Source organism: Ruegeria sp. HKCCA5839 (assembly GCF_013035585.1).
Lineage (GTDB): Bacteria > Pseudomonadota > Alphaproteobacteria > Rhodobacterales > Rhodobacteraceae > Ruegeria.
The window spans coordinates 179,736-203,310 of sequence record NZ_WQIE01000002.1; the positions used below are offsets into that span (position 1 = coordinate 179,736).

Here is a 23,575-nt window from a genome sequence, read left to right on the forward strand (position 1 = left end):
GGCTTCAAGCCTAAAAAAATTTCTGAATGAAAGGGTTAAGTCGTTTTTTTCAGCGCAAAGTGGCTATCGACCTAAGTCTGGCGTAACTGCGACGCATCGGTTCAAGGTAGCAACTCGCGAATTGATTTGTTCTTTCTAGGGTCGTTTTTTAGGTCTAAGAGCAAGTCTTCTAGCTCTGGCTGTTTGAGTGCTTTCGCAGCCCCTTTCGGCGAGAACCAATGCCTTTTTCTTTGGTGCCTTTCCTTCCACCGGCGCTTCACCTTATCGACGTAGAGAGGGTAGACCGTGGCTTTCACTTGGACACTGGTACCGTCGTTAAAAACCTTGGCGTACTCAAACTCACCGATCGGCTTGCGTGAAATTGTACCTTCTACACCAGCCTCCTCCAACGCTTCAATTTCCGCCGCGCGCCAGTCTTGCTCGCCGTCCATCGGCCAGCCCTTGGGCATGATCCAGCGCCCTGTGTCACGCGACGTGATAAGGAGCACCTTGAGGCGGCCGCCGAACAATTGCAGAGGCAGTGCTGCAACTTGTTTAGTACGCTGATCCACTATGGTTCTCGCCCTTCACAGCAGGTTAAAGTGATGATGTGACCGATCCTTTCCGATTGTGACTGGCAGAAACACAAAAAAACGTCACGAATTAGCTACGAAGAATTCACTGGTTGCCGACATGCCATCCCATGCCTAAATCCGACAGATGCCTTTGAACCCGGCCGGGGTAGTCAGATACGATTGCATCCACGCGCAGATCGATCATCCTGTCTATTTCTTCGTGTTCATTGACCGTCCAAACGGCAACGCATAGGCCCAGATCTTTTGCGCGCGCCACATTTTCAGCCGTTACATCCGCGTAGTACGGGCACCAAAGCGAGCCGCCAGCTTGCTTGACCAAATTTGGAATTCCATCACGACGACCACGAAAGTCAGGGCAAACCGCTTTCGAGGAATCCTCCCCAACATCATCCGCGCTATTTGGAAGCTGTGTAAGGTAAGAAGACGGCATATCAGGAGCTTGTCTCTGACATTCCTCCAGAAGGTTCCAGTCAAAACTGTGCAGCACCGCGCGCGACGAAAGACCTTTGGCGCGAACTTCCTGTAGAACTCGCCCGACAAAGTTCTCCCTATGAAGCGGATCATGGGCCAAGTCAGGATCCGACTTCAGTTCGAGCATCAGATAGGCATCGCCATATTTTGGTTCACTTACCAAATCTAGCAAGTCCATCAGCCTTGGGACACGGACGCCATCCAATTGGGCCTGGTCTGGAAAGCGTTGGCCATAGGCAGAAAGCCCGTCTAACCGCCCAATATCGAATTGCTGTAACTGTTCGAAAGTCAGTGACGAAACCTTCGGTTCCTCCCCGGTCAGAAACAGGCCATCCGCGCCGCGAAAGCTGGGGGCGTGTAGACGATGATTATGGGTTATGACCGGCACGTCATCCGCCGTAAGGACAACATCAAACTCAAGAAGCGGGACACCGATAGACAGCGAGAAATCAAAACCAATCATGCTGTTTTCCGGCAAAACGCCTCTTGCCCCTCGATGGCCCACGACCCGGATCAGGTTTTCTCCACCACGGAAGGCTTCGCCTTGAGGAAACGCCATTAGCCGTCCAGCCTTTCGCCGGTTGATTGGTCAAACAGATGCATGTTTTCTGGGTCGACCGAAAACCGCATGTTCGGATGCCTGCCTTCGATCGGATGGACGCCTGGAAGGCTTATCGTGATCGCTCCGCCGACGCCCGCGAGTTGACCGTGCAACAGAGTGTTGGCCCCTAACGGTTCTGCCATCTGAATCGCTGCTTCCAGCGGACCATTATCATCCAACAGCAGGTGCTCTGGGCGAATCCCCAGATTCAACGCGGTATCAGGACCTGCAGATCGGCCGACTGAAATTTCACCGATCTTGATCGTCCCGTTTTCACGCAAGGCGTCAAACACATTCATCGCAGGACTGCCAATGAACTGTGCCGCGAACAGAGTTCTGGGCGTTTCGTAAACCTCCAACGGCGTTCCAATCTGCTCGGCAATGCCACCATTCATCACGATCATCCTGTCGGCCATCGTCATGGCCTCGACCTGATCGTGGGTCACATAGAGCGCCGTGATCCCCAGCTTTTCTTGGAGTTCGCGAATTTCCAGACGCATCTGGACCCGCAGCTTGGCATCAAGGTTTGAGAGCGGCTCATCAAACAGGAAAACTGCTGGCTCGCGGACAATAGCCCGACCCATCGCCACCCTCTGACGCTGACCGCCTGACAACTGTCTGGGTTTGCGATCCAGCAAGGGTTCCAGCTGCAACAGCTTGGCGGCCTCGGTCACTTTCTGATCAATCTGAACCTTCGGCAACCCGGCGATTTTCAGGCCATATCCCATGTTCTGTCGCACAGACATATGTGGGTAGAGCGCATAGTTTTGGAAGACCATCGCGATGTCACGATCCATCGGCTCTTTGTCGTTGGCCCGTTCCTCTCCGATCCGGACTTCACCGGATGTCACGGTTTCTAAGCCCGCAACCATCCGCAAAAGCGTGGACTTGCCGCAGCCCGAAGGCCCAACGATCACGATGAACTCACCATCAGCAATATCGATATCGATGCCGTGGATGACGTCCGTTGGGCCAAAGCTCTTTTTGACGTTCTCTAGGGTTACTGTTGCCATTTCTTACTTCTCGCTATCGACAAGGCCGCGGACAAAGAGCTTTTGCATCGACACCACCACGATGACCGGCGGGATCATCGCCAGAATGGATGTGGCCATGATGACCGGCCATTCGGCCACATCATCGCCGGACGGGAACATCTGTTTGATGCCCATCACGATGGTGTTCATTTCAGGGTCGGTGGTTATCAAAAGCGGCCAGAGATATTGGTTCCACCCATAGATGAAAAGGATCACAAACAAGGCCGCGATATTGGTCCGGCTCATCGGCACCACGATATCGATGAAGAACCGCATCGGACGGGCCCCGTCCACGCGGGCAGCTTCGGCCAGTTCATCCGGGATCGTCAGAAAGAACTGCCGGAACAGGAACGTTGCCGTGGCCGAAGCGATCAGAGGGAAGATCAATCCGTAATAGCTGTTGAGCATACCGAACCCGGCAACAACCTCGAACGTCGGAACGATACGCACCTCGACCGGGAGCATAAGGGTCAGGAAGATCAGCCAAAAGAACGTCGTCCGCCCGGGAAACCGGAAATAGACAATTGCAAAGGCTGACAATAGTGAGATCACGATCTTGCCCACCGCAATACCAATGGCCATCACGAGGCTGTTGAACAACATTGTAGCGACCGGGACATTCACACCAGAAAACAGCGCGGCCTTGTAGTTTTCCCAGAACTGGTCACCCGGCACCAACGGCATAGGCGGTGACACGATTTCCGGCTGGGTAACGGTGGAGGCAACAAATGCCAGCCAGATCGGGAAAAAGATGATCAGCACTCCAAGGATCATCAATGCGTGGGTCAGCCAGATCCCCATCCCGCGTTTTTCGACCATTCCGTGTTGTTGGGCTGCCATCAGTAGTGCACCCTCTTTTCAACGTATTTGAACTGGATGACTGTCAGCAGGCCGACGACGATCAGCAGGATGACCGATTGCGCCGAAGACGAACCCAGATCCTGTCCCACGAACCCATCCGAGAAGACCTTGTAGACCAGAATGGTCGTTGCCTGTTGTGGTCCACCACCGGTAATCGTGTGGATCACGCCGAAGGTTTCAAAGAAGGCGTAGACAACATTGACCACCAGCAGGAAGAACGCGGTTGGTGACAAGAGCGGCAGCACTATGGTGAAGAACCGGCGCCAGAAACGCGCGCCGTCGATCGCGGCGGCTTCAATCACGGACCTTGGAACTGACTGCAATGCCGCGAAGAAAAACAGGAAGTTATAGCTGATGCGCCCCCATGCCGAGGCGACAACAACCAGCCCCATGGCCTCGGTTCCGTTCAGGACGTGGTTCCAGTCGTAGCCGAGTTGGCCGAGGTACCACGAGACGACGCCGACGCGTGTGTTGAACATGAACAGCCACAGCACGCCTGCAACAGCGGGGGCAACGGCGTAGGGCCAGATCAGCAGCGTCCGGTAAACGCCCGATCCCTTGACTAGACGATCAGCAATGACCGCCAGAAACAAGGCGGGGATCATTGAGCAAAGCGTTACGAGCGTTGAAAACACCGCCGTAGTCACAAAAGAGGCGCGGTAGAATTTATCACTCAGCAGGAACTCAAAATTGCCGAGCCCGACGAATTGGGACGACAACCCAAAGGGATCAGGTATGAACAGAGACTGCCAAACGGCCTGGCCTGCGGGGTAAAAGAAGAAAACGGCGGAAATGATGACCTGAGGAGCGATCAGCGCCAATGGCAAAAGCCAGCCGCGGAAGGTGACGCGTTTTTCCATCCTGATATTCCACCGAAAAAAGAAAATGCGGGCCCTTAACAGGCCCGCATCAAACTAAGACTTATTGATTGGCGGATTCGAACCGGCGCAGCAGTGCGTCACCGCGCTCTTTTGCGCTGTCCATCGCTTCCTGAGCGGTCTTTTCACCGGACCAGACAGCCTCAAGCTCTTCGTCGATGATGCCGCGAATCTGGTCGAACGATCCCAGACGCAGACCTTTTGAGTTTGCGGTTGGTTCCTTCGCAGTCATCTGGATCACCGCGATGTCGGTGCCGGGGTTTTCATCATAGAAACCTGCAGCACGAGTAGCTTCACCAGCTTCGGACGTGATCGGAAGATAACCGGTATTCTGGTGCCAAGCAGCCTGAACGTCCGACGACGAAAGGAAACTCAGGAACTCGCCAACGCCTTTGTATTCCTCGGGATCGTGACCTTCCATTACCCAAAGCGATGCGCCGCCGATAATGGTGTTCTGCGGCTCGCTGGTGACTGCCTCCCAATAGGGTAGCGGGCGTACGTCGAACTCGAACTCAGCTTCAGAGCTGATACCGGCATAACCAGCCGAGCTTTCGGTGAACAACGCGCATTCACCAGCCCGGAAATTTGCGCCACCTTCGTTTCTGCGCCCGGTATAGATGAACTTGCCATCCTTGGCCCAGTCACCCATTGCTGTCAGGTGTGCGACCTGCGCCGGTCCGTTCAACATCAGCTCGGTATCCAGACCGGCAAAACCGTTGTCCTGCGAAGCGAACGGAACGTCGTGATAGGCCGACAGGTTCTCGAGGTGAATCCAGCTTTGCCAGGCTGTCACCAGTGGGCAGTCCTCGCCGCCAGCCTTAAGCTGCTCAAGTACGTCGCCAACCTTTTCCCAGGTCGATAGGTCTGTGTCCGGATCAACACCCGCCGCTTCGAAGGCATCGCGATTGACCCACAGCACCGGTGTGGACGAGTTGAAAGGCAGTGAGAGCATTTCGCCGTCCGTTGTAGTATAGTAACCTTTGACAGCGCCAATGTACGCGTCAGGATCAAACGATGCACCGCTTTCAGCCATCACTTCATAGACGGGTTTGATTGCACCTTCGGCCGACATCATCGTTGCAGTGCCCACTTCGAAAACCATTAGAATGTGGGGCTGCTCACCGGCGCGGAAAGCCGCAATTCCTGCGTTCAGAGTTTCTGAGTAATTGCCTTTGTGGCTTTCGACAACGACGAACTCATCCTGGCTGGCGTTGAACTCTTCGACCTGCGCTTTAACAAGCTCACCCAGTCGGCCGGTGAAGGCGTGCCAGAACTGAACTTCAGTTTGGGCAATCGCCGCCACGGGGGACAACGCAGTAGTTACGGCGAGAGCGCCGAGAAATTGCTTATTCATGATTCCTCCCATGCATCATTGTTGATGCTTCGTTGAATACCGACCGCAACGCGTAATCAGCACACATGACGATTTCCCGACGTTAACGTCACAATTTTATAATTCAAGCATTTAGTTTTTGAGAAAAAAATAACATTACATTATAAACTTGCAAAGCAAACAACGAACCTGGTTCAAAACATGAGTCAAACTTTGAGGATCCGCCAATTGGAAGCGCTCATGGCAGTTTCTACAAATGGGTCGGTCACTGCTGCAGCTACGGATCTGGGGATAAGCCAGCCTGCGGTCAGCCGACTGCTTTCTGATCTGGAAAAATCGCTTGGCTTTCAACTTTTTGATCGCCGTGAAGGTCGCTTAGTGCCTTCGCAGGAGGCGCGTTATCTGCAACCCAGCGTAGAGCGTGTTTTGGAGTTGATGAAGCAGATCTCGGTCGTTAGCCAAGACATAACCCAACGCAAGGCGGGACACATCCGCATCGCATGTTTGCCTGGGTTCGCCACCAGTCACCTTCCCAACGTCATCGCCAAGTTTTTAGAACATCGGCCAGGTGTAACAATGACGATCGAACCAGACAGACCGGAACGCATTCTCGAGTGGATGATCGGTGAGCAATATGATTTCGGAATCACAGATAGTTTTAACGGGCATCCGGCCGTCGAAAGCAGAGACATCGATGTCCGCACAGTTTGCGTGTTTCCTACCGGACATGAATTGGAAGAACTCTGCGAGGTGTCACCTACGGATCTTGCGAATGCCAAGGTTATTCACACAAGGCGCGACAGCGACTTTTTTGGGAAACTTTCAAAAGCGTTTCAATGCGCCAACGTCAAACTCAATTCCCACATCGAAGTCAGGCAGTTCACGGCGGCTTGTGAATTAGCTGTAAAGGGTGTTGGGATTTCCGTGGTCAGCGAGTTGGACGCCGTCCAATACGCAGACAACGGATTGAGCTACCGACCGTTCAAACCGGTCTTGTCACATACGCTTTCCCTTGTGCGTCCGATTTTGAAGCAACCGTCATTGGTGACGCTAGAGTTCATCGAGCAGTTCCAAGAGAGCTTAGCCCCGTTCAAGGTAGGCAAACTCCATCACTGACTGTAGGGCGGCAAACGCCGATGTTCGCTACCAGTAAGCCGTACATTTTCGATCTTCATAGCTTGAAACCAATACTTGAGCATTTGGAACAGCCTCCGAGATCGATCTCGGATTAACAGTCAAAAACGGCGAAAAGCCGAGTGGTTCTTCAATTGAGCATGGATGATTTAGTTCCTTATTCTAAGGCACTTTAGCGCCCGCTTTGTCCGCACAGCGGTCGCTCGCGACATTTCGGCGAATGACCGCACCGAGCCCACTTTGACCGATGCTGCGCAATGCCCGAATGACATCAATGCGCTGCCGATTCAACTGATCGCCGCAACACACTCTTGGAACTTCTCTGCGGGTGAGAAGTAATTCAAGGTCTTTCTGGGTCTTTCGTTGAGTTCGCGGGCGAAGCTACCCTTGAGGCTGGTTACATCTAATTCAGATCTATGAACAAAACCGACCTTGTCCACAGCATGGAACAACTCTTGAGTATTCGTGGGAATTTGCCGAGACACGTTCAAACACTGGCTGCGAGACCTCAGTGTTCGTCTTTGCGGAGTGACGCAAGCGCCGTCTTTAGTATCTCTAAGCTTGCAGCGCGTTCTTCTGGTGTCATCGAGCTCGGGTCCAACAACATTTGAAAATTCGGATTTTCATATACAACTTTTTCTGCGCGCGGTCTCGATTTCTTTTGACCCAAGACGCGGTATGTCATGACAGGTTGAGCCACGCCTTTGACTTGGATAGCACCGACTTCTTCGGTCTCTATTTCGTGGTTCACGTGCGCCCAGGTTTCGTACGAGATGTAAATCTCTCCTTCCTCGGCCTGATGCTCCAACCTTGATGCTACGTTCACAGCGCCGCCGATAATGGTGTAATCCATTCGGTCGTCACTTCCAAAATTCCCAACCGTACAAAAGCCTGTATTGATACCTATACGGCATTGTAAATGTTGCCTTATTCCTTGACGGCTCCATTTTGCCCGCAACTCTGTCAACTTGTCTCGCATTGCAATTGCCATTCTCACGCATGCCATAGCATCTTCCCGCACCCCTTTAGTCTCCGGATCTCCAAAGAAGACAAGGATTGCGTCGCCGATAAACTTATCTATCGTCGCACCATGGTTCAGAGCGACTTCCGCCATTTCGGTCAGGTAGCTGTTCAGGAGTTCTGTTAAATCTTCCGATTCCATCTGATCCGTAAGCTCTGTGAAGCCGGCGACGTCCGAGAAAAACACTGTCAGCTTTTTTCGCTTACTCGCGAGTTTAACTTCTTGGCGACCGGAAAAGATCGAGTTGTAGACTTGAGGCGATAAGTATTTGGCAAGCTTTCCTGACAATGCCTCAAGCTCTTGGTTTTTTTGGGTAACTTCTTCGGCGGCGATGCGCTGTTTTTCGGCTAATGCATTCAGTTCCCGCTCGTTACGATCACTTAGTCGCATCATGCGCCGTGTGGTTCTGAGCAGCTTTCTGTATTCTCCGACAAGGTTTTCAATTGATTTGCGTGTTTCATCATTCGGAAATTGTCCACTGTTTAAAGCTGCTTCCGCGACTTCCAAAGCCTCATTCTCGCGAACAAAGAGATCGTCGATAGTCATCGATCCAACAACTTTTCCAGTGTGAACTTGGCATGTTTCAGGTCTTCCCCAAACTCCTCCCCAAGTTCTTCCATGGTTTCGTCTTCGGGGTCGTGAAACCAGTAAACGTCAACACTTTTTCCCGCCTCAGCCGCGGAATCCAAAAGCTCCATGATCAACATGATGGCCTTGGCGCTGGACGAATTGAAATAGATGAGTTCAAAGTCAAAACGACATTTGGATATTGAACCATCCGACAACCAACTTTTTAAGGCATCAAACAACGGGTTGTAAAATGTCGTAACATCCTCAGGGTAGGATTCCCCAATTAGTTTGAGGTGGCCAACGTCAAAATCGAACGCCACGGCCGGGGTGCGGTTTGTTGCCGGGATATCAATTTTCTGCATTCGTACCCTCTTAAACCGTCGCTTTGAGTGCGAAGAATGCGTGCTGATCGTCAATCCGCATAAAATCAAACTCGATTGGCTTTGACGCTCGGCGCGCAATTTCAATTAACCCGATACCTGCACTATTGCTGACGGCGTCAGTTTCTGACCGGAGTTGGCCTTTGTACGCAGCCCTAAGTTCCTCACGATTCATGGCGCGTAGTTCGGAAAGTCGTTTTCGCATGTTGTCTACGTCACTCAAAAGGATCAGATTGCCCGCATGAACGACGTAGCCGTCGGCCTCGTTTCCTATGGTCACGATGCCGTAACTTATATCCAGTACCTCGGTCTCATCGTCGGCTGGTAGCCGTTCGACTGAATATCTGATGATGTTCTGCATTTGCTCTACGAAAACAGCGAAAACGCTTCGGAGAGTTTTGGTGTCGGCATCTTCAGACACTAATTTCTGCTTTAACGCATCGCCAACACCACTGAGGATACCTTCGGTTACATACCCACTGTATGCAAAGACAACGCCTTGTCGACGCAGGTTGGCGCGTAGTTCGTAGACTTCGCTTGCAAGCATCTGTTCCCCTTGGTCATGCTTGGGTGGCACCAAGTTCAATTCACGTCTTAATATCATAAGATACACATTTATGCATTTTTAGTGTATCAATCGTGCAGTGTTGTTAGTGGGGAGGTTAATATGATTAGGCTATTGTGTGTGGTCGCCGTAGTAATATCGTCCGACCCGGCTACAGCGGCCGACATTCCAACTGAGGTTAAGGCAAAGCTCCAATCCGCCATGATTTCGCATGTCGATGGGGTCATGGTCGACGGTTCTTACACGTATCTGGACACGACCACCAACGCGTTTGAAACCGTTTACCCTGCAAATGTTCATCCCATGGTTCTTCTTGCGGGAAATGACTACTTCGTCTGCTCTGAAATGATAACCGAAGATGGCGACACCGTGACCGCAGACTTTCTAGTGCGTGAAGTTTCCGGGGACTACAAAGTTGTACAGATGATCGTCAACAATCGTGGCGCTCTTCAGGCCGCGATGAAGAACATCGGGAACTAGATGCCGGACACTATAGAGGCATTTAGTGCGTAAACTCTGGGCATTCTTGAAGCGCCGAATATTTCTGAAGCATATTCTGGCGACCCTCCTGCTCGGAGGCGTGTTAAATGCCATTGTGCTTCTTTTTTACTATGAATTCAAAAAGAAAGCTCAATCGGATCAGGTTGCCGCAGAGGTTGCAACGATTGCCAATCGTATAGCGCGCCCGTTGGCTGAATTGGTTGAAGTAGGGAATTTTGCACAAGCAACGAGTCTGCTCGCCGTCTACTCGGGTTTTCCTTACGTTATTTGCGCTGAACAGAGGTTAGAGCGAAGCTTGGAAACACTGGTTTCCTGGCCTGCAATTGGATGCGACAAGATAAATAAATCTGGTCTAGACATCGTCGTTTCTGTTCCTACGGCCGCAGGGCCAGCCACGATGTTGGTCCGAATTGATCAGGAGATATTGAACAATGAGTTAAAGACAGAAGTAAGTGTTGTGGTCCTTCTTGGAATCCTCGGGGGATTTGCGCTCATCTTAGCAGGCGCTGCTGCATTTTTATGGCTTATCAACAGACCTCTAGGCCAAATGTTGAAAGCCATCGAAAGGTTCGAGCAATACGATGACCCTAGAACTGTCCCATACGAGTCGGAAGATGAAATTGGCAAGGTAGTTCAAAGCTATAACTCAATGCTGGACCGCGAGGTTGAACGTGTCAATGAAATCCGAGAGGCGCACCATCAGATCGTCGCAAGCGTAAATTATGCCACGCGAATTCAGCAGGGTTTGTTGCCTACGACAAGCCAGTGCGAGGACGCCTTTGCTGATTTCGCTGTCATATGGGAACCACGCGATTTGGTTGGTGGGGATATCTACTGGATCAAAACGGACGGCCCAATTACGACGCTCGCCTTAATTGATTGCACTGGACATGGCGTTCCCGGAGGCTTCATGACGATGTTGGCAATCGCTACACTCGAGCGGCTTTACTTCGAAAATGAAACGCTTTGCCCGTCGCTGGCACTGTCCAAGTTGAGCGATTTGACGCGTGCACTTCTAAATCAGGATACTGCAAACGGGACTTCCAACGACGGCATGGACGCCGCGATTTGCCAGATCGATTCAGCAAAAGGGGTGGCGACGTTTGCAGGTGCGCGTATGTCTCTTTTGGTCAAATCCAAGATCGGCATTGACAGAATCCGAGGTGATAAGCTGAGCATTGGGTATGTGGACACTCCTATTGGTCCAAAGTTCTTGGAGCACGAAGTTCAAATAGATCAAATCACAGATTTTTTTGTTTCAACTGATGGGTTGATTGACCAATTAGGTGGAGAAAAACGCTTAGCTTTTGGTTTTCAAAGAATTGTATCTGTATTTGAACAGGAAGAGTGGTCGTGTTCGGAAGATCTATTGTCGGCTATTCACAGCGTTTTTCAAGATTATAGTACGAATGAAGAACGTTTGGATGACTTAACCATGATTGCTTTTCGCACTGCTCGAAATACAGATTAAGGTGTGTTTGTGAGTTGCAACGCCCTCCGCTTATCCGTAAACGTTGATGTCTACTCCTGTACTATCTAAGGCTTTGTTAGGCGTTATTAAAACTGAGGTGAAGTCGATTTTTCCTCGCTGAACAGACGCTACAGTGGACTGACCGTTCTACAGGGCGCTTCGGTGACATAGGTGCGGCCGCGGGATCGTCGAGATCGTCATACTGAACCTGAATGGCCGCTTTTTGAATTTCCCATGAATGACTTTGCGACTGCAAAGAACGGCAGTTCCCGTCTCGCGTGTTGCTGTGGCATGTCTGGTTTGGGCTGCGAGCGGTCAATCATGCTCATCGCAGAAAATGGCAGCGCGGAGCCGAAAGCCGAAAGATTCCTACTTTTGTCGAGCTCGTACCTCGGCGGCCCGACGAACTGCGAGTACCGCCGTGGCGTAATCTCCCAAAGAAATCCCTCTGAAAGCGAATGCAGCCGGATTCTCGCTCAAAGTGGTATCGACTGCTCCCGAGACAATTTCCGTCAAGTCCCCTGTTACTCGCTGATATGGAAGCATTGGTTTGTCGTTTTCAGATTCCTGTTTTCGGTCGTCAACAATAACAGTTTTGAAAGCGGTCATACCCTCTGGAAGCCACGGAATGCAGGCATCTGTAATGGCGGCGAAGGCAGTCGGCTTTAGCCATCGGGCATCTAGAAAAGGTTCGATGGAATAGTCCAAAGTTATTGATGTCACTACCAGATCGGCATCACGCAAGGCGTCCTTGGCATTGGCGGCTGTTTGGGCCTCGAGGCCCATGTCCCGAGCCCGGCGACAAAGCTTGTCGACATTCGCTTTGCCACGTCCGAACACACGAATGCTTTTCAAGGGGAAAACCTCGGAAAACGCAACCAAATGGGAGTGAGCTTGCACGCCGGCCCCAACAAAAGCCACTGTCTCAGCATTTGGATCAGCAAGTCGACGCGCGGCGACGACTGACAGTGCCGCTGTTCTAACAGCCGTTACCCAATTTGCCCCTAAGACTGCCCGGAGAACCCCGGTTTGCCCGTCCATTACCATGATAGCGCCGTTAATCGCAGGGAGTCCTTTTGCCGGATTGTTCGGACACACCGTTACCTGTTTGGTCACGATGAAACCATCATCTCCTACTGCCAAGGTCGACATTGCGTACCGTCCATCCCCGGGCAAAATGGCTGTCTTGGGGGACGTATGAAGCTGCTTACTTGCCTTGGCTATCAGCGCAGATTCAATCGCGTCGGCAACTTCCGAAGGTTGGATACCAAAACCTTCCAAGTCTTTGTCAGAAAGATAAGTTATTTTGCTTTCAGAAGTCATGTTGGCGCCGCTCCGCTTTGCAACCCGGCTTCCCGATTAGGCTTTTAAATTGCGTGTTAACATAAGCTTTGGGTGTCTAGATTGGGACTTCACTCGAGTACATTATTCGTTGCATTGGGATTTCTGTTTTCATGCTTACGGTCTCAATTTATCTCAAGCCAGTTGAGTTTGAAAATTGTATGCTCTCCTTCGAGACCTTTAAGTGGAACAGTCATTTGCTCGGCAAACTGAAACTCCTGTGATCCGCCCACCATGATCCGTGTGGCATCCGAGACGCGGATGTCACTTGGTGCTGCTAGGGCGGCTATACGTGCTGCTTTGTTGACAACAGTCCCGAAGTGATCAGCATCAGAAGTTATCACTTCGCCGGTATGCAAGCCGATGCGAACCCGCAACTTTGGCTCGTTTGTTTCCGCCGCGTTCGCCTGTTGAATATTTTGAGCCGCCAGCAATGCTGCCCTTGCGGAAGCAAAAGACGACATCACCCCGTCTCCCAGTGATTTCACCGTACGTCCACCACTCCCGACGATCTGCGTTTCAACAAGTCGCAGATGTCTTCCGAGGGCGTCGCTCCAAAGCGTATCGCCTATAGCCTCAGCGATTTTTGTGCTGTCCGCGATATCGGTGAACATAATGGTCGCTATACCACTTTGGCCGAGTTCGTGGGGTGTAGAGAGGGCGGCATCGAGCAGTTCCTCAAAGCCTCTGGCCTCGTACCCAAATCCCTCTACGTTATTGACCGGTAGGGAATTGTGAACGTGCACAATCTTCCAGGATCCTTTGTCGAGTTTCAGAATGACCGTAGAACGTAGGTGCGCGATCTGTCCTGTTTCAATACCCTCAATGCTTGCTTCCCATTCGACCCAACCGAGTGATCCGCATTCAAATCCTCTCAGGTCTTTTGGGTGCCACTTGAACCGTGGAACCTCACCGATGTATTCCTCCATACCGCGACGCAGCGCATCGCCTTTCCAGGCTTCTCCGTGTGCTGAGCCAAAGTATGACAGAGCAGCGTCATCAGAAAAAAGATTTGCCACCGTCTCCCCATCGCCCCGACCGTAGGCGTTGATCCATCGTGCCACTATAGCGGCCAGTTCTGGTGAGGGGCATACAGTATCTCTCATGTCAGAACGTCGCGTCGACGGCCAGAAAACTGCTTCGAAAAATATGACCTTCGCGCGTCCAGTTCCTTTTGAAGCGTGTCATGGCATAACCTTTCCGAGATCTCCATTTCTGAGGTCCTGTCAGTGTAGGCCAAGCCGGAGCGGCCATAAAGACATAGTCAGCTTTGTCCGCAACTCGGACGTTCGCTGCAACTTGCTGAAACGTCTAGCTGATCGTAACCATTTACCGAAGGTTCTGGCGATTGTCCCAAAAGCAACTCAGACACCAGTTATCGCTACTTTGCTGGTAGTGGCGATCATCGTTTTGCTGACCCAAACTATACCGCTTGGTATTCTGGCAGAGCGCACGTCTCAGATCGTTCTCGGCGTCTTTGTACTGGTCAATATTTCGCTGATCCTGCTGAAGATGAAGCCGGACGAGTCCGCAAAGCACTTCCGCGTTCCTCTTGTGATACCGATCCTTGGGGTGATCACCAGTGCATTGCTTTTCGGATCTGGATTTCTCTAACTGATACAACGACTCAAAGGCCTCAACGAGCTGCCACGGCATATGACGACTGACCAAACTTCCGTAGGATCAAAACTTTCGGCCTGGTGGCATAGAACGTTTGTGGATCTGGTTCAGCAGCTGCAATGGTCCTATCTGCCGCCATTGATGGTCTATTTTGCGGCCGGCGTGTCCGGCCTGACCTCGGTCGTTGGTGCTTTTTTCCTAAAAGACTACCTCGATTTATCCGCCTCTTTCGTTGCAGGGCTAGCATTTTGGGCTGGTATCCCATGGATACTAAAAATGCCGCTTGGTCATGTCGTGGACCTGTTTTGGCGCTGGAAGTCCCTGCTGATCTTGTTCGGCGCGTCCTTGATCACGTTGTCTTTGCTCACCATGTACGGGCTCGTGACCGCACCTGCGCAGATGTCCAGTTTCATGCCGCTGGAAGACTGGTATGTTGTTGCCTTGCTCTTGGCGCCTTCGGGCTATGCAATTCAGGACGTTGTTGCCGACGCCATGACGGTTGAGGCGGTGCCAAAGGTTGACCAGAACGGCGCACCATTTTCGCCGGAAGAAACTCGTGCACAGCACACAACGATGCAGACCTTGGGCAGAGTTTCGATCATTTCCGGGTTTGCGGCGGTTGCGGCTGTAAACATCTGGATTTTCTCTGGAACCGAAGAACTGCAAGAATCCGAACGCCTTGCGCTTTATGGCCAAGTATACCTGATAGCTCTGACCATCCCGGTGTTGTCCGTTAGTGGAGTCGCTCTTCACAGCTTTATCCAGCGTCAGCTTATTAAGCGCGGCCACCCGCCACATACGCCGGATGAAGCCACCGAAGTCAAATGGTCCATATTGCTCGGCGGCCTTGCATTCGTTGTGCTCAGCATCGTGCTGGGAACCGCAGATTTCGAATTCGCGCAAGAGACCGTTTTCGCGATTTCCCTGACGGTGATCCTTTACCTCATGTCGCGTCTGCTGAAGGAGTTGGAACCAGCCCAAGCCAAAGCCTTGATCGGGACAGCGACAATCATTTTTGTATTTCGTGCCGTTCCTCTGCCGGGACCAGGCCTGACTTGGTTTGAAATCGATGAACTGGGGTTCGATGAGCAATTCCTGGCAATTCTGGCTTTGTTGACTTCGATGCTGGCCCTGCTCGGGTTAATCGTCCTTCGACCATTTATGGCCAACCGCTCGATTGCGCATGTGGTGGTATTGCTAACGATTGCGGCGGGCGTTCTCGCCCTGCCTAACCTTGCCCTCTACTACGGTGTGCACGAATGGACGGCGGCGCATACCGGCGGAGTTGTCGACGCAAGGTTCATTGCCATTCTTGATACAGCTGTTGAGTCGCCGCTTGGACAGATTGCCATGGTCCCGATGTTGGCCTGGATTGCACGCAATGCCCCTGTTCAGTTGAAGGCGACCTTTTTTGCGGTGATGGCATCATTTACAAACATGGCTTTGTCGGCGAGCAGCCTCAGCACCAAATACCTCAACCAAATATACGTCGTCACACGCGCCGTCACATATCCAGAGACCGGTGAGGTCACGTCTACCGCGGACTACAGTCAACTTGGATACTTGCTGATCTCCGTAGCCGTGATCTCGGTGATCGTTCCACTGACCACAGTGTTTTTTGTTCAAAACTCGCGCTTCCGAACGAGTGAATGATCACTGGCTTTCAACCTCTCTGAGCAGAGCTCTGAGATGTGAAACCGGGACGCCGATGTTTGAGCCACCAAACTCGGGCAGGATCGCAGCATTGATCGCAACGACCTCTCCCCGCCGATTCAATGCTGGCCCCCCGCTCCCACCGGTCGTGGTCTCGGCGTCATAAACGATGGCGCTCTCACTTGTCCGTGCAACGATCCCCCGGCTTGCTAGCGGGTGAATCTTGCTTTGAGTAGAAAGCCGGGACGCGATCGACCAAAAGTTCAGCGTTCCTTCTGCCTCCAGTTCCTTCAGAAAGCCCGGACCAGCCTGCGCAATCAAAGCTTTCAAGCCCGTTGGATATCCCAACAGGTAAAGCTCTTCACCGACGCGCGACGTGGCATCCGCCAACGGAATGCCGAGGTCGTGAACACGGCTTGGTTCAACTGCTAAAATCGCCAAGTCTGCCGCTTCACTGAACCGAACCAAACGCGCCTCTATTGGTTCCGTTTGATCAGGCAAATAGGCCAGCAGCCTCAACATCTCAGGCTCGAGACCAGCGTCTCTCAGCGCCTTCTCTCGATCCCCTGATGTCCACGGCAACGCAACATGGCGGTTGGTGGCCATCAACGGCACCCCAGCGATCAAAAAGCCCGTTCCGGTGAATTGAAATTCTGCAGGTTCGCCTGTCCCGTCCGGTTCGATCCAAGGCTGGCCAAACGGGGTCTTCAGGTTTTCTCCGTTCAGTCCCAACACGTGCCGCAAAATCTTCCCGCTTTCTACGTGGCGCAGCCCATAAGCCCCTTGAATGAACGCGACGGATTGAATCGAGGCAGCGATTACGCGCGTGGGTGCTCCCGCCCGCTGTTCCAAGGTTCCAAGACGTTGTTCAGTCGACAAGACCTGGTTCTCAAAAGCGTCACGCAATGAAGCAAAGTCATCAGGCGTAAGTACGTCTTCTCGCGTCTGAGCGAGCAAAACCGCGACCGCTTCGATCTTGCGGGACTCCTGTTCGATACTATCCGCCAAGCGCCGGTCGTTCTGGTAAAGCAGGTACCCAAACCCCGCGATCACAAGAAGCGTCGCAAGAACTGTGATCCTGAACAATATCGTGGTTTGAGAGGCAAGCCGCCGCCCGCTGTCGCGCAGAGCACCGAACATCTTTTTGGCGAAAGGTCGACGGCTCGTTCGGGTGTAAGCATATGCATCACTGAGGATATCCTCGACTGTATGGTACGCGGGAAATGAGTGATCGCACAACCTATACCGAGACATAGGGCCCTTTTCGCTGAACTCGATCATGTCGCCATGGTTAAGAGACGCCGATAAAGCTTTTTGTCCGTTCACCCATACATTGCGCCCTGCTGACGCGGTTATCGTGTAACCGTCGTCAGCCCACTTTAAGGTGGCAATATCGTTGACATGCGGAGGCAGGTCGTCTTTAGGTCGAAGGCTTAACACCCTGCCATCGTCAACAGAAACGGTCAGGGCTTTATCGACCAGCCAGTTCACGTAGCCGCGCGATGGTCCGGTCAGGCTCTCCAGAAAGGCCCGTACCTCACCTTCACCAGCATATCCTGAGGGTGTCATGCCACTCTCTTCTGGTTTTCGCATTGTGGCCCCCTACCCAAACGCATGAGGGCATTCTACCACGCTTCAACGCCAAACCCATGGCCTGGTACGAATGTGCAAAAAACACATTTGTACAGATACTTGCGGTGCATGCGCGGATTCAACCAAAGACACTTATCAGGACGCACTCTAATAAGGTCGATCCACGATCGACCCTCTACTTTGGACTTTTCAAGCACTGTATCGATCCACCAAACCGTCTATTTCGACGATACCTTGATCTTGCGGCTTGGATCCTGCGGCTCAGTCTTCGGCATTTCGATATGCAAAACGCCTTTGTCGAATGTTGCTGAAATCTTGTCGATTTCCACAGTGTCTGGCAGCGACATGGCTCTGGAAAAGCTGCCATAGCTTCTTTCGCTGACACGAAGATCGCCCGTTTCATCATGCGCAACCTTCTTCTGACCGCGCAGGATTAGCCTGCGATTCTTGATTTCAATTTCCACATCATCCTCTTCGAGCCCCGGCAATTCAGCCGTCAGGACAATCGTAGAATCCGTTTCTTGGACATCGATTGCCGGTGAAATCGCACCCGTCATGTCAAGAGACGGAAAACCCGTGCGTTGCGCAGCCGTTTCCATCGGCAGGAAGGGTGATCCTTCCCCAAAAAACCGCGACATCAGGGTTTCCATTTCACGCCGAAAGTTTTCAGAGAGCGGATGCATTCCAGTGAAAAGTTGCGGGGACTTTTTGTCTTCTAACATTTTGAGCCTCCTCCTTTGGCCTGATTTCACACGCGCAACACTATGACAGGAAAAGCGGTCAAGGACGTTGATCTTGCGCAATCATGCAACCTCAGCATCAGCCAGACCGAACGCAGCGGCCGCCGTCACGAACTTCCTTAAAAACATGCTCCGCGTGGACAGAATGAGCATACCGCAACGATCCAGATATGCCCCTATGAAACGCCTTTGATGGAGATCAAGGGCAACGCACGTCACTTATTCATAATAAGCAATCTATTCAGACCGATTTTTGGGAGGATCGGAATGACCTTACTTATCGCCTTCGCCACGGTCGAAGGCCAAACAGCAAAGATTGCGCGCTTCATCACCGATCTCGCGAAGAATGCCGGCTTCGACGCAAAGCTGATCAATACCGATGAAATGCCCAGCCACGTTTCACTTGACGATGTGGTCAAGGTTATTCTCCTGGCCCCTGTCCACGAGCGTAAGCACCCCAAGTCATTCGAAGCATTTGTCGCTTCAAATAGAGATGCCTTAATGAAGCGAAAGTCTCTCGTGCTTTCCGTCGGTCTAAAAGCTGCGTTCGCGTCAGGTCGAGAAGAAGCACGCGACTATCTTGACGAAATGCTTCTTCGAACAGGTTTTGAACCAAATGCGACGGCTTTGGTCGCAGGCGCGATGAGGCCCGGAAACTACGGGTATTTTGAGAGGGAGATTCTTCGGCACGTCGTATTGCTCGGTCGAAAAATCGATCCACGAGAAGGGGCAAGGGAGTTTACTGACTGGGATGAACTGACGTCAATTGTGATAGATTTTCTTGGTGGAACCGGTCCGATAAATCAGCTTCAACCTCAAGCGAGTACCCAATAACAACTGGCTGTTCCCGTATTAACCGATGAACGTATAGAGCTACTTATCCCAGCAAATCACAGTCGCCAGTTCTCTTCATCAGTGCCCGAACAGCACTGGCAACCTCGTCTGCTCCAACATTGCTTGTGTCGTTCCCCCAAATACCGACTGACGCAAATGGGAATGCCCGTAAGCGCCCATAACAACGAGGTCGGCCCCCAGTTCTCTTGCGCGTTCCTGAATGCAGTGTTCAATTGAATTCCCGCCGCACCGAAACTGCGACACGGTCACAGTGCAACCGTGATGGCTGAGCCATCCAGCTAGGTCGGTTCCGGGCGCTTGACCTTCTACGTCATCAGGCGACGGCAAATCAAAACACCCAATCACAACTTCGTGGGCCGCCAAAAGAATGGGTAAAGCTAAATGCGCAACCCTAGACGCAGGCAGGCTATCATTCCATGCCAAAAAAATGCAGTCGCGTTGGGCAAACGGATTTCCATTTATCATCAGGCCTACCGGCGAATGGAACAATACTCCGTACGCGATCTTATGAAACAAATTGGGGTCTTTTCGCAACTCAGCGTCTAGAAAGGCGATATCAGAGCGATTGGCTTGGCCAGCCACAAGATGCTTCAACTCTGCTCCAGATCCCATAAAGGCAATTACATTTGCAGATACGCCTTGCCCTACCAGAAGCGCTTCAACTTCTGTGGCGCGGGACTTCAAGGCGGCATTTTTTCCGTTAAGAACATCCAACCAGTTTGAAGGAAGACCCGCCTCAACGAACCTGTTTGATCCATACTTTAGGTAGGGCAGGTTGGGTAAGTCCGCGATCAACACGCAATTCAAGTGAATGTTGTGGTTACGAGCAGTTTCAGCGCATTCCAAAATCGACGCGTCGTCAGCATCAACTCCTACATAATATGCCACTGTTTTGTGTTGCATTCCCGACCTCCGTCCGGAATTTCAATTCGCCCAAGTGCCGTGCGCACGGATTAAACCAACGAAGAGACAGGGTTGTTGGTCGCTCTTCTTATTTCGGCAGCATGAAAAACTCTTCCAGCACAATCTTGCCTTCCGCCACCGAATACACCGCGATCTCGCGCAGGGTCTTACGCTCACCCGTGGCCTTCTGAACGACTTCGGCTCTGAAGCGCACTCCAAAGCGGTTGGGTGGGTGGACGTAGGGGCCATCCACTTCTAGTTCTTGGATTTCATGCGATGCCAACCAATCCTCTCTTTTTCCCTTGATGGCTTCTCGCCCCTTTGAAACGCGGAATTGTCGAACCGGAGGCACGACTGCCTCTATCGACTGTGCGTTTTCGGCATACATTTCATCAACACTTGCAAGGCCCCTGCGCTCACGCATGGCCTGGGCGAATGATCTTCCGATTTCGATCAACTCTTCCATGAGCCCCCCTGAATTACCATTGACAGTACCACTTCTTGCCCGCGCCAATCTTGACAAGGATCAATAAGAATATCGATGGATACTGTGAGGCCGGTTCGAACAAGTCTCAGCTAGGCCAACAGAGATGTCGCTTATAACGCACCAAGTTCACGCCACTCGGCAAGAGCGGCGGTGCCTTGACAGCTTGAAGGTGTTTCGGTTGGGAAGGGATCGCCCCTGGTTGAAGTGATTGGAGACGGAGGAGTGAACGGCGACGAGCTTCTCCAAACTTCGCATCCGCCTTAACCGATGCATCGTATGTCGCGAACGGCTGTTTTGTCCCGCAAAGCAGATGCTCACGAGTACTTTGCGAATGACCGCATCGAGCCCATTTTGACGGATGCTGCACGGCGCATGAATGTCCGGATTAAGCGACAAGCCTGAACACTACACAATTAAAGGCGGTTTGACCTGAGAAACGGGACGCGCATACGCTGTCGTCGACAAAAAAAGCGACAAAGGTTTTTTCATGACATTTCAATTGGCAGGTAACGGACCCAAAATTTACGAAGAAGTCATGGTGCCCCTTTGGTTTGGCCGGTGGGCTGAAGCGCTTGTTGAACAGGCTTCACTAGGTTCTTCGGAACGTGTCTTAGATGTTGCTTGCGGAACAGGTGTGACGACCCGACTGGCGAAGTCAAAGGTTGGAACTAGCGGCCAAGTCGATGGTTTGGACATCAACGCGCCAATGCTCACCAAGGCACAAGAATTAGCTGTTGATCTCGATATTCGATGGATTGAGAGCGATGTATGCGGGAGCGGACTGCCTTCAGGGTCTTACGATGTCATTCTTTCGCAGCATGGCTACCATTACTTTCCGGAAAAGCCCAAAGCTCTAAGCGAGTTCTTGCGGCTTCTGGTTCCAGGTGGGCGCCTGGCCTTCTCAATCTGGGATGGGCATAGCGCTTACACTGAAGCCCTATGCTCTGCTGTTGCCCACCACATCTCCCCCGAGATTGCAGAAAAGCAAAGGGCTCAACGGCAGACGCCAACAGCGGAAAAATTAAAACAGCAGGTCGCGGATCAAGGGTTTTCGGATGTGGCCGTTCACCGGCAAGAACTGATGATCGATGTTCCGCTTGCGCCCGAATTTGTGCCCATGCATCTGGCGTCTATGCCAATTGCAGGCGCGTTTCTCGCACTCGGAGAAGAGGCGCAAAATGCCTTGATCCAGGAGGTCGCGGAAAAGCTCGACGCATATGTTGTAGGAGATAGACTTGTCTATCCTGACGCGGTGAATGTCGTAACAGGACGAAAATAGCATCCCCGCGTCGCTCATTCCTGTGTGAAGCCACAACCCAGTTAGGTTGATATCCAATCGCAAACTTGCTGCGTCTGGCGCTGAAAGCAGACGTTGGTGCAGTTGTGGCGAAAGTACGCTTCGTCCGCAAAGTAGAAGTTCAAGCAAGTTGCAGCGAAAGACCGCTCTGCGGACGAAGCAGTCATAGGTCCGCTGTCCACCATTAGTTTTGGACTTCATTTCGTTGTCGTAATTTGTATCTGAAGAAATCGACGAAACGGGTTTTAATCTTGCTTGGTGGTGCTGACCCCCGGCACCGCCTATTGTTCATAATCAGAAACAGATTTTAACGGCAGGAGGATCGAGTGCAAAGCATCTCTGATCGAAGTTTGTTCGCCACCAAAGTGGCTGAAGAAGCAGGCGCGTTGGCTATAAGATATTTTGGCAATAGAGACACTCTGGTGGTGGATGCAAAGGGTGCTCAGGATTGGGTTAGCGAAGCCGACCGGAATGTCGAGACGTATGTTCGCGAAAAAATATCCGAGGCCTATCCCGATGATGGAATCTTCGGAGAGGAACACGCTGCGAAATTAGGGTCCAGCGGGTTTGACTGGGTGATCGACCCAATCGACGGCACCACGAACTTCGTAAACGGCATTCCGGCGTGGACGATCGTTCTGGCGGTTGTTTCAGAGGGACAAACACAAATCGGTGTCATTCACGAGCCGAACGTGGCTGAGACCTTTGCCGCCATGCGCGGGGCGGGAGCAACGCTCAACGGGCAGCCAATGCAGGTCGCATCAGGCGTCGATATGGCAAGCGGGACCGTCTCGGTCGGATATTCGAACCGCATCGAAGCGGCAAAGGTGATCCCAATCATTTCTGCCATCATCGAACGCGGGGCCATGTATCATCGCAATGCAAGCGGCGCGCTGTCGCTTGCCTATGTCGCGGCAGGCCGGCTGTTGGGGTACGTCGAAGAGCATATGAACGCGTGGGACTGTCTTGCCGGTCAGCTGTTGATCGCAGAGGCCGGTGGTGTCGTCGAAGAACAGGACGCCAATGAAATGATCCGCGATGGTGGCCGCGTCATTGCCGGTACGCCAAAGATCTTTGATGATCTCAAAGCAATTTGCGAGAAGGCATGGCACGTCTGATTTTCGTCAGGCGATAGCCCACCAGCCGGGGCTACAGCACAGCGTGTCCAAATCAGCGCTCCAGAAATGCCCCTGCCCAGGCTGGTCGTGCTGGCGATCAATCCGCACTCCGGAGAGATGACACCATAGCAGCGTCCCAACCGCGCCGTGGGTTACGATGGCAAGATCACCACCATCGTGCGCGTCCATGATTGACGTGACTGCCCCGACAATCCGGGCCTGAGCATCTGTCGCGGTTTCCCAGCCGCGAAAGCTCACGTCGGGTGCAGCGAAGAAAGCATCGGCGGCGGCTTCGAACTGGTGCGGTGGCAGGAAACCGGTGGCACTGCGGTCATTTTCGCCCAGCGCCGGGTTTAACTTCACCTCAAGGCCGTGCGGTTTGGCCAGGATCGCAGCTGTCTGTTCTGCCTTGCGTTCGGTGCTGGACCAGATGGCGCTGACCGAGGCCATGATCGGCGCATTTGCAAATGCTTCGGCCCGGGTGCGGCCCACCTCACTCAGTTCCCATTTGGTGATTGCGATCTCTGGGTTCACGACCACTTCCGGGTGCGAAATGATAACGAGTTTCGGCAA

The 23,575-nt window shown here is 52.3% G+C and carries 24 protein-coding genes; 8 read left to right on the forward strand and 16 right to left on the reverse strand.

The window, feature by feature from the left end; all coding sequences use genetic code 11:
• Positions 1-101: 101 nt before the first annotated feature.
• The 6 genes from GOV38_RS06460 to ugpB all read right to left on the reverse strand — a co-directional run bounded on the left by GOV38_RS06460 (position 102) and on the right by ugpB (position 5,774).
• Positions 102-551, reverse strand: coding sequence for an NUDIX hydrolase (locus GOV38_RS06460; RefSeq protein WP_170426882.1), 450 nt, complete (start codon positions 549-551; stop codon positions 102-104).
• A gap of 106 nt (positions 552-657) precedes the next feature.
• Positions 658-1,605: a glycerophosphodiester phosphodiesterase family protein gene (locus GOV38_RS06465; protein WP_171208518.1), complete on the reverse strand. Its 948-nt coding sequence runs from the start codon at positions 1,603-1,605 to the stop codon at positions 658-660.
• Entirely contained in the window at positions 1,605-2,660 is a 1,056-nt protein-coding gene (gene ugpC / locus GOV38_RS06470; RefSeq protein WP_171208519.1) for a sn-glycerol-3-phosphate ABC transporter ATP-binding protein UgpC, read from the reverse strand. Before ugpC ends, GOV38_RS06465 begins: the two co-directional genes overlap by 1 nt.
• 3 nt (positions 2,661-2,663) lie before the next feature.
• Positions 2,664-3,500, reverse strand: coding sequence for a sn-glycerol-3-phosphate ABC transporter permease UgpE (gene ugpE, locus GOV38_RS06475; RefSeq protein ID WP_170427154.1), 837 nt, complete (start codon positions 3,498-3,500; stop codon positions 2,664-2,666).
• 20 nt (positions 3,501-3,520) lie between these two features.
• Entirely contained in the window at positions 3,521-4,402 is an 882-nt protein-coding gene (gene ugpA / locus GOV38_RS06480; protein WP_170426879.1) for a sn-glycerol-3-phosphate ABC transporter permease UgpA, read from the reverse strand.
• A gap of 61 nt (positions 4,403-4,463) precedes the next feature.
• Entirely contained in the window at positions 4,464-5,774 is a 1,311-nt protein-coding gene (gene ugpB, locus GOV38_RS06485; protein WP_171208520.1) for a sn-glycerol-3-phosphate ABC transporter substrate-binding protein UgpB, read from the reverse strand.
• Positions 5,775-5,954: 180 nt separating this feature from the next.
• Here ugpB and GOV38_RS06490 point away from each other — a divergent pair, with 180 nt between their 5' ends.
• Complete coding sequence (locus GOV38_RS06490) at positions 5,955-6,869, forward strand: LysR substrate-binding domain-containing protein (RefSeq protein ID WP_170708232.1); 915 nt, start codon at positions 5,955-5,957, stop codon at positions 6,867-6,869.
• Between the two features lie 526 nt (positions 6,870-7,395).
• On the opposite strand, the gene GOV38_RS06495 is transcribed toward GOV38_RS06490, so the two are convergent.
• From GOV38_RS06495 to GOV38_RS06505, 3 genes are read right to left on the reverse strand one after another with little or no spacing between them, the layout of a single operon-like run.
• Positions 7,396-8,454, reverse strand: coding sequence for an adenylate/guanylate cyclase domain-containing protein (locus tag GOV38_RS06495; RefSeq protein WP_171128220.1), 1,059 nt, complete (start codon positions 8,452-8,454; stop codon positions 7,396-7,398).
• Positions 8,451-8,840 (reverse strand): DUF1987 domain-containing protein, encoded by a 390-nt coding sequence (locus GOV38_RS06500; RefSeq protein WP_058276474.1) that lies wholly within the window; start codon positions 8,838-8,840, stop codon positions 8,451-8,453. The genes GOV38_RS06495 and GOV38_RS06500 overlap by 4 nt, the downstream gene beginning before the upstream one ends.
• Positions 8,841-8,850: 10 nt before the next feature.
• Positions 8,851-9,405 carry a SiaB family protein kinase gene (locus GOV38_RS06505; RefSeq protein ID WP_109313324.1) on the reverse strand — a complete coding sequence of 185 codons (555 nt, stop codon included), beginning with the start codon at positions 9,403-9,405 and terminating at the stop codon, positions 8,851-8,853.
• A 120-nt stretch (positions 9,406-9,525) separates the two neighbouring features.
• Here GOV38_RS06505 and GOV38_RS06510 point away from each other — a divergent pair, with 120 nt between their 5' ends.
• Complete coding sequence (locus GOV38_RS06510) at positions 9,526-9,903, forward strand: hypothetical protein (protein ID WP_145974863.1); 378 nt, start codon at positions 9,526-9,528, stop codon at positions 9,901-9,903.
• A 25-nt stretch (positions 9,904-9,928) separates the two neighbouring features.
• Complete coding sequence (locus GOV38_RS22275; RefSeq protein WP_171208521.1) at positions 9,929-11,395, forward strand: SpoIIE family protein phosphatase; 1,467 nt, start codon at positions 9,929-9,931, stop codon at positions 11,393-11,395.
• Positions 11,396-11,764: 369 nt separating this feature from the next.
• Here the strand turns inward: GOV38_RS22275 and GOV38_RS06520 are convergent, their stop codons facing one another.
• Positions 11,765-12,718 carry an ornithine cyclodeaminase family protein gene (locus GOV38_RS06520; protein WP_171208522.1) on the reverse strand — a complete coding sequence of 318 codons (954 nt, stop codon included), beginning with the start codon at positions 12,716-12,718 and terminating at the stop codon, positions 11,765-11,767.
• Positions 12,719-12,861: 143 nt separating this feature from the next.
• Entirely contained in the window at positions 12,862-13,842 is a 981-nt protein-coding gene (locus GOV38_RS06525; protein WP_254430505.1) for a nuclear transport factor 2 family protein, read from the reverse strand.
• 193 nt (positions 13,843-14,035) lie between these two features.
• Between GOV38_RS06525 and GOV38_RS06530 the strand changes: the two genes are divergently transcribed.
• Positions 14,036-14,350, forward strand: coding sequence for a hypothetical protein (locus GOV38_RS06530; RefSeq protein WP_171208524.1), 315 nt, complete (start codon positions 14,036-14,038; stop codon positions 14,348-14,350).
• 42 nt (positions 14,351-14,392) lie between these two features.
• Positions 14,393-16,009 (forward strand): hypothetical protein, encoded by a 1,617-nt coding sequence (locus tag GOV38_RS06535; protein WP_171208525.1) that lies wholly within the window; start codon positions 14,393-14,395, stop codon positions 16,007-16,009.
• Here the strand turns inward: GOV38_RS06535 and GOV38_RS06540 are convergent, their stop codons facing one another.
• Positions 16,010-17,578, reverse strand: coding sequence for a serine protease (locus GOV38_RS06540; RefSeq protein ID WP_171208526.1), 1,569 nt, complete (start codon positions 17,576-17,578; stop codon positions 16,010-16,012).
• Positions 17,579-17,820: 242 nt separating this feature from the next.
• A complete protein-coding gene (locus tag GOV38_RS06545) occupies positions 17,821-18,405 on the reverse strand; it encodes an Hsp20/alpha crystallin family protein (RefSeq protein WP_171208527.1) in 585 nt (194 codons plus the stop codon).
• A 204-nt stretch (positions 18,406-18,609) separates the two neighbouring features.
• Between GOV38_RS06545 and GOV38_RS06550 the strand changes: the two genes are divergently transcribed.
• The gene (locus GOV38_RS06550) at positions 18,610-19,176 is read left to right on the forward strand and encodes a flavodoxin domain-containing protein (RefSeq protein WP_171208528.1); all 567 of its coding nucleotides are present in this window, start codon (positions 18,610-18,612) and stop codon (positions 19,174-19,176) included.
• A 78-nt stretch (positions 19,177-19,254) separates the two neighbouring features.
• Here the strand turns inward: GOV38_RS06550 and GOV38_RS06555 are convergent, their stop codons facing one another.
• Together GOV38_RS06555 and GOV38_RS06560 are read right to left on the reverse strand one after the other, a co-directional pair.
• Positions 19,255-20,100: a universal stress protein gene (locus GOV38_RS06555; protein ID WP_171208529.1), complete on the reverse strand. Its 846-nt coding sequence runs from the start codon at positions 20,098-20,100 to the stop codon at positions 19,255-19,257.
• An 88-nt stretch (positions 20,101-20,188) separates the two neighbouring features.
• Positions 20,189-20,566: a SnoaL-like domain-containing protein gene (locus GOV38_RS06560; protein ID WP_171208530.1), complete on the reverse strand. Its 378-nt coding sequence runs from the start codon at positions 20,564-20,566 to the stop codon at positions 20,189-20,191.
• 508 nt (positions 20,567-21,074) lie between these two features.
• Between GOV38_RS06560 and GOV38_RS06565 the strand changes: the two genes are divergently transcribed.
• On the forward strand, positions 21,075-21,866 hold the full coding sequence (locus GOV38_RS06565) for a class I SAM-dependent methyltransferase (protein WP_171208531.1): 792 nt from the start codon (positions 21,075-21,077) through the stop codon (positions 21,864-21,866).
• A gap of 344 nt (positions 21,867-22,210) precedes the next feature.
• Positions 22,211-23,002 (forward strand): inositol monophosphatase, encoded by a 792-nt coding sequence (locus GOV38_RS06570; RefSeq protein WP_371808486.1) that lies wholly within the window; start codon positions 22,211-22,213, stop codon positions 23,000-23,002.
• 6 nt (positions 23,003-23,008) lie between these two features.
• Here the strand turns inward: GOV38_RS06570 and GOV38_RS06575 are convergent, their stop codons facing one another.
• Complete coding sequence (locus tag GOV38_RS06575) at positions 23,009-23,575, reverse strand: histidine phosphatase family protein (protein ID WP_170637220.1); 567 nt, start codon at positions 23,573-23,575, stop codon at positions 23,009-23,011.